Annotated in this window: 10 protein-coding genes; 8 read left to right on the forward strand and 2 right to left on the reverse strand. The window is 65.7% G+C overall.

The annotated features are described in order from the left end of the window. The first annotated feature begins 51 nt into the window (after window positions 1-51). From C8J43_RS13640 to C8J43_RS13665, 6 genes are all read left to right on the forward strand, one after another. Window positions 52-1,272 carry a serine hydrolase domain-containing protein gene (locus C8J43_RS13640; RefSeq protein ID WP_133031333.1) on the forward strand — a complete coding sequence of 407 codons (1,221 nt, stop codon included), beginning with the start codon at window positions 52-54 and terminating at the stop codon, window positions 1,270-1,272. 109 nt (window positions 1,273-1,381) lie between these two features. Continuing rightward, window positions 1,382-3,418 carry a 3-hydroxyacyl-CoA dehydrogenase NAD-binding domain-containing protein gene (locus C8J43_RS13645; protein WP_133031334.1) on the forward strand — a complete coding sequence of 679 codons (2,037 nt, stop codon included), beginning with the start codon at window positions 1,382-1,384 and terminating at the stop codon, window positions 3,416-3,418. 37 nt (window positions 3,419-3,455) lie between these two features. Further along, complete coding sequence (locus C8J43_RS13650) at window positions 3,456-4,760, forward strand: amidase family protein (RefSeq protein ID WP_133031335.1); 1,305 nt, start codon at window positions 3,456-3,458, stop codon at window positions 4,758-4,760. A 4-nt stretch (window positions 4,761-4,764) separates the two neighbouring features. After that, a complete protein-coding gene (locus tag C8J43_RS13655) occupies window positions 4,765-5,946 on the forward strand; it encodes an acyl-CoA dehydrogenase family protein (protein WP_133031336.1) in 1,182 nt (393 codons plus the stop codon). A 133-nt stretch (window positions 5,947-6,079) separates the two neighbouring features. Next, window positions 6,080-7,207 carry an acyl-CoA dehydrogenase gene (locus C8J43_RS13660; protein WP_056048466.1) on the forward strand — a complete coding sequence of 376 codons (1,128 nt, stop codon included), beginning with the start codon at window positions 6,080-6,082 and terminating at the stop codon, window positions 7,205-7,207. Window positions 7,208-7,280: 73 nt separating this feature from the next. Then, window positions 7,281-8,168, forward strand: coding sequence for an acyl-CoA thioesterase II (locus C8J43_RS13665; protein ID WP_056048464.1), 888 nt, complete (start codon window positions 7,281-7,283; stop codon window positions 8,166-8,168). 9 nt (window positions 8,169-8,177) lie between these two features. Here the strand turns inward: C8J43_RS13665 and C8J43_RS13670 are convergent, their stop codons facing one another. Both C8J43_RS13670 and C8J43_RS13675 read right to left on the reverse strand, forming a co-directional pair. Beyond that, window positions 8,178-9,851 (reverse strand): amidohydrolase, encoded by a 1,674-nt coding sequence (locus C8J43_RS13670; RefSeq protein ID WP_133031337.1) that lies wholly within the window; start codon window positions 9,849-9,851, stop codon window positions 8,178-8,180. A gap of 8 nt (window positions 9,852-9,859) precedes the next feature. Then, entirely contained in the window at window positions 9,860-10,714 is an 855-nt protein-coding gene (locus C8J43_RS13675) for an NAD(P)-dependent oxidoreductase (protein WP_133031338.1), read from the reverse strand. A gap of 57 nt (window positions 10,715-10,771) precedes the next feature. Between C8J43_RS13675 and C8J43_RS13680 the strand changes: the two genes are divergently transcribed. Both C8J43_RS13680 and C8J43_RS13685 read left to right on the forward strand, forming a co-directional pair. Beyond that, the gene (locus C8J43_RS13680; protein WP_133031339.1) at window positions 10,772-12,031 is read left to right on the forward strand and encodes a threonine ammonia-lyase; all 1,260 of its coding nucleotides are present in this window, start codon (window positions 10,772-10,774) and stop codon (window positions 12,029-12,031) included. 127 nt (window positions 12,032-12,158) lie between these two features. Then, window positions 12,159-12,935 carry an arginyltransferase gene (locus C8J43_RS13685; protein WP_133031340.1) on the forward strand — a complete coding sequence of 259 codons (777 nt, stop codon included), beginning with the start codon at window positions 12,159-12,161 and terminating at the stop codon, window positions 12,933-12,935. Window positions 12,936-13,145: the final 210 nt, after the last annotated feature.

Raw genomic sequence — 13,145 nt, forward strand, 5'->3', positions numbered from 1 at the left:
CCAAGTTCGAACTAGGGGTATGGAGCGGGTCATGGCACGGACGGTCGAATCGTGAAAATCGCTGAACCTGCCGCGCACGGCTTCGATGCGAGCCGGTTGGCGGCGATCGATACGCTGCTCCAGACGCGCTACATCGATTCGGGCAAGCTGCCGAACGCGCAATTGCTGATCGCGCGCGACGGCGAGATCGTCCATTTCTCGCATGCGGGCGCGGCGCGTGAGGGCGGCAAGAGCGTCGACGAGGGATCGCTGTTCCGGATCGCGTCGATGACCAAGCCGATCACCTCGGTCGCGTTCATGATGCTGGTCGAGCAGGGCCTCGTCGCGGTCGATACGCCGGTCCACCACGTGCTGCCCGAGTTCAAGGATATCGGCGTCTATGATGGCGGCGGTGGCGGCGTGCCGTTCGTGACCAAGCCGACGGCCGAGCCGATGCGGATGATCGACCTGCTCCGCCACACCTCGGGGCTGACGTATAGTTTCCAGAACCGGTCGAATGTCGATGCCGCGTACCGCGAGGGCAAGATCGAGGGCTGGCACGGCGGCTATGACCTCGACGGCTTCATCGGCGCGCTGGCGAAGATCCCGCTCGAATTCTCGCCAGGCACCGCGTGGAATTATTCGGTCGCGACCGACGTGCTTGGCGCGGTCGTGCAGCGCGTGTCGGGCCTGCCGCTCGACCAGTTCTTCAACGAGCGCATCTTCGCGCCGCTTAAGATGGACGACACCTTCTTCCAGGTTCCCTCCGAGAAGCTCGACCGCCTGACGGACTGCTACACGCTCGCGCCGGGCAAGGGCCGCCTGATGTACGATCGCGGCGCGGAGAGCGCATGGAGCCGTCAGCCGAAGCTCGTGTCCGGCGGCGGCGGCCTCGTCTCAACCGCGCTCGATTACCACCGTTTCAACACGATGCTGCTCAAAGGTGGCGAACTCGACGGCGCGCGCATCCTCGGGCGCAAGACTCTTGACCTGATGACGCAGAACCATCTGCCTGGAAAATCCGATCTCGCGACGATGTCGAAGTCGCTGTTCAGCGAGGCGTCCAACGCCGGTACCGGGTTCGGGCTCGGGTTCGCGATCACCGACGACGTCGCGAAGACGATGGTGCCGGGGTCGAAGGGCGAATATTACTGGGGAGGCATGTTCTCGACCGCGTTCTTCGTCGACCCTGCCGAACGCCTGTCGATGGTGTTCATGACGCAGCTTTCGCCGAGCAGTTTCTATCCCATCCGTCGCGAGCTGAAGACGATGATCTACGCGGCGATGACCTAACCCACGCATACGAACTTACCCCGTCACCCCAGCGGAAGCTGGGGTCTCCCGGTTACGAGGAGATACCAGCTTCCGCTGGTATGACGATCAAATAGCAGGAGACTTGCCAATGTCCTCGACCAGCCCGATCCGCACCGAACGCCATGACGACGTGCTCGTCATCATCTCGAACAATCCCCCCGTCAACGCGCTCGGCGCCGCGGTCCGGCAGGGTCTCGAAGCGGCGATCAAGGACGGCGTGAACGACGACAGCATCACCGCGATGGTGATCCGCTGCGACGGCCGCACGTTCTTCGCGGGCGCGGACATCACCGAGTTCGGCAAGGAAATGGTCGAGCCCGGCCTGCCCACCGTCGTCGACATGATCGAGGCCTCGTCGAAGCCCGTCGTCGCGGCGATCCACGGCACCGCGCTCGGCGGTGGCTGCGAGGTCACGCTCGGCTGCCATTACCGCATCGCCGTCCCCTCGGCGAAGATCGGCACGCCCGAAGTGAAGCTGGGCCTGCTGCCTGGTGCGGGCGGCACGCAGCGCATCCCGCGGATCGCCGGCGTAAAGCTCGCGCTGGAGATGACCGCGAAGGGTGATCCGATCTCCGCCAAGAAGGCACTCGACGCCGGGCTAATCGACAAGATCGTCGGCGAGGGTTCGCTTGAGGCGGACGCGGTCGCCTTCGCACGCGAGATCGCGACGAAGCGCCCCCTGCCCCGTGCGTCCGAGAAGACCGCGCAGGCCGATCCCGATGCAGTCGCCGCGTTCAAGAAGGAAAACGCCCGCCGTTTCCGTAACTTCGACGCGCCAACCGCCAATATCGCGTGCGTCGAGAAGGCTGCCGACGGTTCCAGCTTCGAGGAAGGCATCGCGTTCGAACGCCAGGAGTTCATGAAGCTCATGATGGGCGTGCAGTCTGCAGCCCAGCGTCACATCTTCTTCGCTGAGCGCCAGGCGGCCAAGATCGACGACGTCCCTGCTGACACCAAGCTGCGCGAGATCAAGCGCGTCGGCGTGATCGGCGCAGGCACGATGGGCGGCGGCATCTCGATGAACTTCCTGTCCGCGGGCATCCCCGTGACGATCGTCGAGATGCAGCAGGAGGCGCTCGACCGCGGCACCGGCGTCGTGCGGAAGAACTACGAGGCGACTGCCGCGAAGGGCCGGATCAAGCCCGAGCAGGTCGAGCAGGCGATGGGCGCGCTGAAGCCGACTCTGGACTTCGCCGATCTGGCGGAATGCGACCTGATCATCGAGGCGGTGTACGAGACGATGAAGGTGAAGAAGGAGATTTTTACCAAGCTCGACGCGATCGCCAAGCCGGGCGCGATCCTGGCGTCGAACACCTCGTATCTGGATATCGACGCGATCGCGGCGTGCACCAAGCGGCCCCAGGACGTGGTCGGCATGCACTTCTTCTCGCCCGCCAACGTGATGAAATTGCTCGAGGTAGTACGCGGCGACAAGACCGCGGACGACGTGCTGGCGACCGTCATGGCGCTCGCGAAGAAGATCAAGAAGGTCGCCGTGGTGGCAGGCGTCACCTACGGCTTCATCGGCAATCGCATGCTGATGCCGCGGCAGGTGGAGGCGACCAAGCTGCTGCTGGAAGGCGGGAGCCCGGAGCAGATCGACAAGGTCCATGTCGCGTTCGGGATGCCGATGGGGCCGTTTCAGATGAGCGACTTGGCGGGCGTCGACATCGGCTGGCACCGCGATCCGAGCCGAATCGAGAACATCCGCGATGCGCTGGCGGCGGAGAACCGCTGGGGCCAGAAGACCAAGGCGGGCTTCTACGATTACGACGAGAAGCGGACGCCGTCGAACTCTGCGCGGGTCACCGAGATCATCGACGATTTCCGCAAGAAATCGGGCGTCACGCCGCGCGAGATCAGCGACGAGGAGATCGTCGTGCGGACGCTCTACACCATGGTCAACGAAGGCGCACTGATCCTCGAAGAGGGCAAGGCACAACGCGCGTCCGACGTCGATGTGGTGTGGATCTATGGCTATGGCTGGCCGGTGTACCGCGGCGGCCCGATGTTCTGGGCGCAGTCCGAGGGCTTAGCCAAGGTTGTCGCGGGCTTGGAGAAATACGGGTTCCCGGTGGCGAAGTCGCTGAAGGACGCGGCGGCATCGGGCGGTCGGCTGAAGTGATCGGTCGCGGTCGTTTCTTTCGGGTAACCGCACGCTGATGGAGCGGTCCGCGCTCCAGACCGCGGCGGCGATCCGTGCGCGCGAAACGACCGCGCTCGCCGAGTGCGACGCGGCGATCGCGCGGATCGAGGCGCGCGACGGTGCGATAAACGCCGTCGTCGTCCGCGATTTCGCGCGAGCACGGGAGGCTGCACGGGCGCTCGACGCGGAAGGTCCGAACGACCGGCCGCTGTTCGGCGTGCCGATGACGGTGAAGGAATCGTTCGACGTTGCCGGCCTGCCGACGAGCTGGGGCGTCGGGGTCCACCGCGACAATATCGTCGACCGTGATGCCGTAGCCGTCACGCGACTGAAGGCGGCGGGTGCGGTGATCCTCGGCAAGACCAACGTGCCGGTGCGACTGAGCGACTGGCAGGCGGACAACCCTATCCATGGCCGGACGAATCATCCCATCGATCCGACGCTGACACCCGGCGGATCGTCGGGTGGTGCCGCGGCGGCGCTCGCGTCGGGGATGGTACCGCTTGAGCTCGGCTCCGATATCGGCGGCTCGATCCGCGTGCCGGCCGCGTTCTGCGGCGTCTGGGGGCACAAGCCGACCTATGGCGCCTTGTCCGACATCGGCCACCGCGTGCCCGGCACCGATGGTGCGAGTGCGGCTCTCGGCGTGATCGGACCGCTCGCGCGCAATCCGGAGGATCTGGCCCTTGCGCTCGACGTTCTAGCCGATCTTCCGCTGCCTCGCCTGAGCGTCGACCTTGCCCGACCACGCATCCTGCTGCTCACCGCGCATCCCGCGGCACGCGTGGATGCGTCGATCGTATCGGCGATCGAGCATGTCGGTGAGGCGCTGGGCTTCTCTGGCGCAACCGTTTCACATGCCGAGCCACCGATCGACCTCGCCGCGCAGCATGCCGACTATATGCGGATGCTCGGCATCGCGATGACACGCGGTGGCCCGGCACGCGACGGCAAGGTGGCGACGCTGTCGCAATGGTTCGACCTGCTCGATTCGCAGGCGCGACTGCAGCGCGCATGGGGCGCGCTGTTCGAAGAGTTCGACGCGGTGATCGCGCCGGCGAGCGGCGTGAACGCCTTCCCGCACATCGCCGAGCGCAACGTCGCGCGGCGGACGCTGTCGATCGACGGCGAGGATACCCCGTTCGGCGTCCAGTTCGCCTGGGCGGGCCTCGCCACCTTCCCCAATCTGCCCGCGACTAGCGTGCCCGTCGGGACCGACCCGCGCGGCCTGCCGATCGGCGTGCAGGTCATCACCAACCGTTACCGCGACCACGACGCGATCGCCGTCGCCGCGCTGTGCAATCGACTAAGCAGGAGCTGATCCGATGTCCGACCTCGACACTTTCCGGTCCGAAACGCGTGCTTGGCTCGCGGAGAATTGCCCGCCCGAGATGCGCAAGCCCGTGCGCTTGGAGGACGATGTCTGCTGGGGCGGGCGCCAGTTCAAGCCTTCGAGTCCTGCGCAAAAGGAATGGCTCGACAAGATGGCGGCGAAGGGCTGGACCGTGCCCGACTGGCCTAAGGCCTATGGCGGCGGTGGATTGTCGCCCGCGGAGACGAAGATTCTGCGCGAAGAGATGGCTGCAATAAAGGCACGCAACCCGCTCAATTCGTTCGGGATTTCGATGCTTGGGCCGGCATTGCTCAAATACGGCACCGAGGAGCAGAAGCTTGATCACCTGACCAAGATCGCGCGCGGCGAGATCCGCTGGTGCCAGGGGTATTCGGAGCCGAATGCGGGGTCCGACCTTGCCGGGCTCGCGACCTCGGCGGAGGACAAGGGCGACCATTATCTCGTCAACGGGCAGAAGGTGTGGACGTCCTATGCCGACAAGGCGGACTGGATCTTCTGCCTCGTCCGTACCGACAAGACGTCGAAACAGGGCGGGATCAGCTTCGTGCTGTTCGACATGGCCTCGCCCGGAGTGTCGACCAAGCCGATCCTGCTGATCAGCGGCAATTCGCCGTTCTGCGAAACGTTCTTCGACAATGTCGCGGTGCCCAAGGTCAACCGCGTCTACGAGGAGAACAAGGGCTGGGACGTCGCGAAATACCTGCTTGGCCACGAGCGCGAGATGATCTCGGGGATGGGGTTGGCGTCGAGCGGCGGCAATCCGTTGATCGACGGGGCGATCGCGACCGTGGGTCTTGGGCATGACGGGCGGCTGGCCGATCCGTTGCTGCGTGCTTCGATCGCGTTGTTCGAGGTGCGGGCGAAGGCGTTCGGGGCGATGTCCGAGCGGTTCATCGACGAGTTGAAGGCGGGCAAGGCGCACCCAGCTCAGCCGAGCATGATGAAATATTACGGGACCGAGCTGAACAAGGGTCGGTACGAATTGATGATGGCGGCGGGCGGGTCGGATGCGCTCGAATGGGACAGCGATCGGTCGCGCGGCGGGGCGATCCCGCGGTCGTGGCTGCGGACCAAGGCGAACTCGATCGAGGGCGGGACCAGCGAGATCCAGCTCAACATCATCGCCAAGCGGATTTTGGAACTGCCGGCATAAATCCCTCGCCCCTTCGGGGAGAGGGTGCCGCAGCGAAACTAAGGCGGGAGAGAGGGGGCTCGGACGGTCCGACCCAACAGCCCCTCACCCCGACCCTCTCCCCGACGGGGAGAGGGAGCAGAAGGACGAAGACATGCCACTGTATCTAGACGACGACCAGACCGTCCTTCAGGACACCATTCGCGATTTCGTCGCCGAGCACGCGCCCGTCAGCCACATGCGGGCGTTGCGCGATGCCAACGACGCGACCGGCTTCTCGCGCGACCTGTGGAAGCAGTTCGCGGAAATGGGCTTTACCGGCATCCTGATCGGCGAGGACCAAGGCGGGCTCGGGCTCGGGCATGTCGAGGCGGGCGTGGTGCTGGAGGAAATCGGCCGCAACCTGTCCCCCTCCCCGTTCCTCTACACCGCGGTCGCGGCGGTCGAGGCCTTGAAGGGCACGGCGCAGGCCGATCGCTGGTTCCCCGGGATCATCGCCGGCGAGACCGTCGCCGCACTGGCGATCGACGAGGGCGCCAAGCACCGCGATACCGTCGCGATGAAGGCCGAACGCTCGGGTAACGGGTTCAAGCTGACCGGCGCCAAGCGGTTCGTCACGCACGGCCACACCGCCGACTTGATCATCGTCGCCGCGCGTACCGGAGGGTCGGACAACGACACGGACGGTATCACGCTGTTCGCCGTGCCGAAAGATGCCGCAGGACTGACGGCAAACGCCGAACGCCTCGCGGATTCGAGCTTGGCCGCGCGGCTCGAGTTCGAGGGCGTCGTGGTCGATGCGGATGCGGTGATCGGCGAGGTCGATGCGGGGCGTACGCCGCTTGATCGGCTGTTGCGCGCAGGGCGGACCGGGGCTTCGGCGGAGCTGCTCGGCGTCGGTGGCGGGGCGATGGACATGACGATCGGCTACATGAAGGAGCGCAAGCAGTTCGGGACGCTGATCGGCAGCTTCCAGGCGCTCCAGCACCGTGCGGCGCATCTGTATTCGGAAATGGAAGTGGCGCGTGCCGCCGTCCTCAAGGCGCAGCAGTTGCTCGATCAGGGCAGCGACCGCGCGGACCAGGCAGTGTCGGTCGCCAAGGCTATGACCGCGCTGGCGACCACGCTCAGCGTGCAGGAGGGCATCCAGATGCACGGCGGAATCGGCATGACCGACGAGTACGACATCGGCTTCTACATGAAGCGCGCGCGGGTGCTGGCGGAGATGTTCGGCGATGCCAACTTCCATGCGGACCGACTGGCGGTAGCCGCTGGGTATTGACCGTAGGGTGTCCCCCCGCGAAGGCGGGCGCCCAGTCTGGGCTCCCGCCTTCGCGGGAGAACAAGGAAGTTAGATGACCGCGGAAACTGCCGAAACGTCGCCCAAAGCACTCGCAACGGGTCTCGTCGACTTGCTCGAAATCGAGGAGGTCGACACCGATCTCTATGTTGGCAAGCGCCAGCCCGGTGGGGTCGGGCGCGTGTTCGGCGGGCAGGTGATCGCGCAGGCGCTTCAGGCCGCCCAACGCTCGACCGAAGGCCCCAAGGCGGCGCACTCGCTGCACGCGTATTTCATGCGCCCGGGGAACGAAGACTATCCGATCGTCTACCGCGTCGTCCGCGATTTCGAGGGTCGCAGTTTCGCGACACGCCGCGTGATCGCGATGCAGAAGGGCCAGCCGATCCTCAACATGGCGGCGTCGTTCCAAATGCCCGAGGAAGGCCTGCACCATCAGGACGCCATGCCCGACGTCCCCGCGCCCGAAACGCTCCGCTCGGACCGAGATCTGCGGCTCGAAAATATCGACGGCATCCCCGAGAAATTCCGCGCGCACATGCTGCGGTGGCGGCCGATCGAAGTGCGCCCGGTCAACCCGCGCAGCTGGATCGACCCTGTCCCGCAGGAACCGCACTACGCCAACTGGTTCCGCCTAGTCGCACCGATCGGCGACGATCCGGCGATGCACCGCGCGATCCTCGCCTACGCATCGGATATGGCGCTGCTCGGCACCGCGCTGTTGCCGCACGGCAAGAACTGGATCACGCCGGGCCTACAGACCGCCAGTCTCGACCATTCGCTCTGGCTGCACGAGGATTTCCGCGCCGACGACTGGCTGCTCTATGCGTGCGACAGCCCATGGTCGGGCCACGCGCGCGGCTTCAACCGTGGCAAGATCTACGCACGAGACGGTCGCCTCGTCGCCAGCGTCGCGCAGGAAGGCCTGATCCGCATGCGCCAGTAACCCGCGCGGTTACTTGCGCACCCAGACCTTCTCGCCACCGATCCACGTCTCGCTGACCTTGGTCGCGCGCAGGTCGGTCGGCGAGGCGAGGGTAGGATCCTTGTCGACGACGATGAAGTCCGCGCGCTGACCCGGCGCCAAAGCACCGAACTGCTTCTCGGCGAACCCGGCATAGGCGGCCGCACCCGTCATCGCCCACCACGCCTGTTCGCGTGTCACCAGCTCCTGCGGCTGCCACCCACCCTGCGGCTGGCCATCGGCATCCTGCCGCGTGAACGCCGCCGCCCAGGTCGCGAACGGATCGGGCTTCTCGACCGGGAAGTCGGTCCCGAACGCGAGCTTGGCGCCGTTGGTCAGCATCGATTTCCAAGCATAGGCGCCGACGAGCCGGTTCGGCCCGAGCCGCGCCTCCGCCATCTTCCAGTCGCTGGTCGCGTGCGTGGGCTGCATCGACGCGATCGTGCCGTACTTGCCAAACCGCGGCAGGTCGCTCGGATCGACGATCTGCGCATGCTCGATCCGCCAGCGCCGATCGCCGGTATAGGTGTCGCTCTCGACCTGGATCGCGTCGAGCACTTCCTGGTTCGCCTTGTCGCCGATCGCGTGGACCGCGACCTGATAGCCGTCCATCGCCGCGCGGCTCATCTGGTTCTGGAGTTGCGCATCGGTCAGGAAGCCAAGGCCCGACTGACCCGGTGCGTCCGAATACGGCTTCAGCAGCCACGCGCCGCGCGATCCAAGCGCGCCGTCCGCATACAGCTTCACGCCGCCCATCCGCAGGCGATCGTTGTAGAGCCACGGTGTCGACCCCTTGCCGCCGATCCGGCTCGCGGTGTCGATCCCGAGCGCATAGCTCATGATCCGCACACGAAGCCCGCCGATATCCGCCATCCGGCGATAGGTAAGCCAGTCATCGAGGGTGGTGCCCATGTCGGCGACAGCGGTGACGCCGTAGCCGAGCAGGATGCTTTGCGCGGTGAGGAACGCGGCGTCGCGCTCCTTTGGGAGGGGTTGCGGCACGACCTTCTCGATTAACGCCTGCGCGCCATCGACGAACACGCCCGCAGGGGCGCCACCGGTCTTCTCGATCCTGCCGCCAGACGGCGAGACCGTCGCATTCGTGACACCGGCCTCACGCATGGCCTCGCGGTTCGCCCAGCCGGCGTGGCCGTCGGCGCGCGACAGCCAGATCGGGTGGCCACCCGAGACGGATTCGAGATCGGCGGCGGTCGGGAAACGACCCAGCCCCCAGACCTCCTGGTTCCAGCCGCGCCCGAGGATCCACTTCCGATCGGGATTGCCCGCAATGTACGCGGAGATCCGCACCTTCGCCTCGTCGAGCGACTTGGTCATCGACAGATCGAGCGACAACGCGCCGAAGCCGAGTTCGAGGACATGGCCATGCGCATCGACGAAGCCCGGCAGCACCGTTTTGCCGCCCATGTCGACGCGCCAGTCGTAGAGCGGCTTGCCGGCGTTCTTTTTCAGCTCCTTGCGGCTGAGCTTGGGCGCTTCTTCGCCCGGCGGCACGAGCCGCGTCACACGCCCGTCCTTGTCGACCAGGATCGCCTTGAAGTGGATCACGCGGCCACCGTCGGCGACCGTGATGCCGTTGACGTTGTCGACGATCCCATCGGCAAAAGCTGGTGTGGAGAGCAGCGCGATCGCGGCTGCGGAAACCATCAGACGCATCACTTCGGCAATCTCCGCACCAGCGCGCTCGTATCCTGCCGAGCGCCGCCCATCTTCTGCACGTCCGCGTAGAATTGATCGACCAGCGCCGCGACCGGCAGCACCGCGCCGTTGCGTCGCGCTTCGTCCAGCGCGAGGCCCAGGTCCTTGCGCATCCAGTCGACCGCGAAGCCGAAGTCGAACTCCTCCTTCGCCATCGTCGGCCAGCGATTGACCATCTGCCAACTCTGCGCCGCGCCGCCCGAGATCGCCTCGAACACCTTGTCGAGATCGAGCCCGGAGTTTTGCGCGAACCGCAGCGATTCGGCGACGCCCTGGATCACGCCGGCGATCGCGATCTGGTTGCACATCTTGGTCGTCTGGCCAGCCCCCGCCTCGCCGACATGGACGATGCGCGCGGCATAGGCCTGCATGAAGGGTTCGGCCTTTGCCATCGCTTCGGCCGAGCCGCCGCACATGATCGAAAGCTTACCGTTCTCCGCGCCAGCCTGTCCGCCCGATACGGGGGCATCGACCACCAACGCACGCTTGCCCGCGAGCCGCCGCGCGATCGAGGCGGAGACCGTCGTGTGATCGACGAACACCGCGTCGTCGCGCATCGCGGCGAACGCGCCGTCCTCGCCTAAAGTGACACCGGCCAGATCGTCGTCGTTGCCGACGCAGGCGAACACCGCGTCGGCATCCTTGGCCGCCGCCGCGGGCGTGTCGGCAACCTTGCCGCCATATTTATCGGCCCATGCCAACGCCTTGGCCTGAGTCCGATTATAGACGGTGACGTCATGCCCTGCCGCGGCGAGGTGTCCCGCCATCGGCGCGCCCATGACGCCGGTTCCGATGAATGCCAGTTTTGCCATAGCGTCCGCGCATAAGCGGTGTTTCCCATGCGCGCCAGATGGTCTAGCGGGTCGGGTATGGCTACCCACGCTGCCGTAGCGGCACCCACCCTCCCCGTCTCGATCGACGACGTCCGCGTCGCGCATGACCGGATCCGCGACTCGATCGTCCGCACGCCGACGCTGATCAGTAAGACGCTGAGCAAGATGACCGGCGCGACGGTGTATCTGAAGTTCGAGAACCTCCAGTTCACCGCGGCGTACAAGGAGCGCGGTGCGCTCAACACGCTGCTGCAGTTGTCGGCGGAGGCGCGCGCGAAGGGCGTCATCGCCGCGTCGGCGGGCAATCATGCGCAGGGCCTCGCCTATCATGCCAACCGGCTCGGCATCCCGACCACGATCGTGATGCCGACCAACACGCCGACCGTGAAGGTGATGCAGACCGAGGGCCACGGCGCCAACGTCGTGCTGCACGGCGAGACGTTCGACGCGGCCTATGCGCATGCGCGTATCCTGGAGGGTGAGTGCGGCTTCACCTTCGTCCACCCGTTCGACGATCCGCGCGTCATTGCAGGGCAAGGCACCGTCGCGATCGAGATGTTGGAGGACGTGCCGCAACTCGATACGCTGGTCATCCCGATCGGCGGCGGCGGGCTCATCTCGGGCATGTCGACGGTCGCGCGGGCTTTGAGCAAAGCGCCGGGCGGTCATCCGATCGAGGTGGTCGGCGTGCAGGCCGAGCTGTTCCCGTCGATGTACAACCGGATCAACGGCACCGACATGGCCTGCGCCGGTGATACGCTGGCCGAGGGCATCGCGGTCAAGGAGCCGGGCGCGATCACCTCGAAGATCGTCGCCGAACTGGTCGACGACATCGTCCTCGTTAGCGAGCGCAGCCTGGAAGAGTCCGTCAGCCTGCTGCTCCAGATCGAGAAGACGGTGGTCGAGGGTGCGGGTGCCGCTGGACTCGCCGCGCTGCTGTCGCATGCCGAGCGGTTTGCGGGGAAGACCGTCGGCATCGTGCTGTGCGGCGGTAACATCGATACGCGCCTGCTCGCCAACGTGCTGTTGCGCGATCTGGCGCGGTCGGGGCGGCTCGCGCGGTTGCGTATCCGGTTGCAGGATAAGCCGGGCGCGCTGTTCCATGTCGCGCGGATCTTCGACCAGGAACGCGTCAACATCATCGAGATCTATCACCAGCGCGTCTTCACGACGTTGCCGGCGAAGGGTCTTATCACCGACATCGAATGCGAACTGCGCGACCGCGCGCATCTCGATCGGCTGGTGGGGGCATTGCGGGCTGGCGGGTACGAGACGTCGACCGTCGAACTGGCATGATCCCATTCTGATACGGCGATTTACCGCATTAACCGACATTCGTGGTAAACCGATTGCACGTTTGCGCTGGGCGGCCATATACGAGGCGACGCGGCTGATCGCGCCTGCCTGAAGGACTTAGCGTTCGGTGACTGCGCCTTTCCGTTTCCCGCGCTTTTTCGTCACCAGCCCTGCGCCGTGCCCGTATCTGCCGGATCGTCAGGAGCGCAAGGTGTTCACCGAGCTGACCGGCCCGCACGCGAACGAGTTGAACGATGCGCTCGGGCGGATCGGCTTTCGTCGCAGCCAGGGCGTGGCGTATCGTCCGTCTTGTGCGGGATGTACGGCGTGCGTCTCGGTTCGCGTGGTGACCGATGAGTTCGTGCCCAACGCGACGCAGCGCAAATTGCTCAAGCGGCTCGGTGATATCGAGGTGACCGCATGCAAGGCTTGGGCGACCGACGAGCAGTTCCAGTTGCTCCGTCGCTATCTCGGCACGCGGCATCCGGGCGGCGGGATGGCCGGGATGGACGAAGACGACTATGCCGACATGATCGAGCATTCGCCGGTCAATTCGGTGATCGTCGAATATCGTGAGCCGTCGGTTGATGGCATTCAGGGCGCGCTGATCGGTGCCTGCCTGACGGATCGTCAGGCGGATGGCCTGTCGATGGTCTACAGTTTCTTCGCGGCCGACGACACGGCGCGACCGGGTTTCGGCAACTTCATCATCATGGACCACATCCTCCGTGCGCGCGATGCAGGGTTGCCGTACGTGTATCTCGGATACTGGGTGAAGGGCTCGCCGCGGATGGAGTACAAGACGAGGTACCGGCCGCTGGAAGTGCTGGGGCCGGCGGGGTGGCGGCGACTGGAGGATGCTGATCTGGTGACGCAAGCCGTGCGGGTTGCTGCGCTGGTTTGATGTGTAGTTTGGAAGTCGTCTAGCCCGCTAGCGTCCCCCAAGAACCGCCACCCCGGCGAAGGCCGGGGCCCAATTGGGAAACGCCGCTAACTAAGTTCTGTGTTTCGTCACTCCGGCCTTGCCAATTGGGGCCCGGCCTTCGCCGGGGTGGTAATACCCCAAACCCGAGCGCTTCTTGTTCTCCCGCGAAGGCGGGAGCCCAGTCTGGAT

Source organism: Sphingomonas sp. PP-CE-1G-424 (assembly GCF_004341085.1).
Lineage (GTDB): Bacteria > Pseudomonadota > Alphaproteobacteria > Sphingomonadales > Sphingomonadaceae > Sphingomonas.

Excerpts from the sequence above, each read along its gene's own strand:
- C8J43_RS13645 (WP_133031334.1), top strand. The coding sequence starts at position 1,382 with ATGTCCTCGACCAGCCCGATCCGCACCGAACGCCATGACGACGTGCTC.
- C8J43_RS13650 (WP_133031335.1), top strand. The coding sequence starts at position 3,456 with ATGGAGCGGTCCGCGCTCCAGACCGCGGCGGCGATCCGTGCGCGCGAA.
- C8J43_RS13655 (WP_133031336.1), top strand. The coding sequence starts at position 4,765 with ATGTCCGACCTCGACACTTTCCGGTCCGAAACGCGTGCTTGGCTCGCG.
- C8J43_RS13660 (WP_056048466.1), top strand. The coding sequence starts at position 6,080 with ATGCCACTGTATCTAGACGACGACCAGACCGTCCTTCAGGACACCATT.
- C8J43_RS13665 (WP_056048464.1), top strand. The coding sequence starts at position 7,281 with ATGACCGCGGAAACTGCCGAAACGTCGCCCAAAGCACTCGCAACGGGT.
- C8J43_RS13670 (WP_133031337.1), bottom strand. The coding sequence starts at position 9,851 with ATGGTTTCCGCAGCCGCGATCGCGCTGCTCTCCACACCAGCTTTTGCC.
- C8J43_RS13675 (WP_133031338.1), bottom strand. The coding sequence starts at position 10,714 with ATGGCAAAACTGGCATTCATCGGAACCGGCGTCATGGGCGCGCCGATG.
- C8J43_RS13680 (WP_133031339.1), top strand. The coding sequence starts at position 10,772 with ATGGCTACCCACGCTGCCGTAGCGGCACCCACCCTCCCCGTCTCGATC.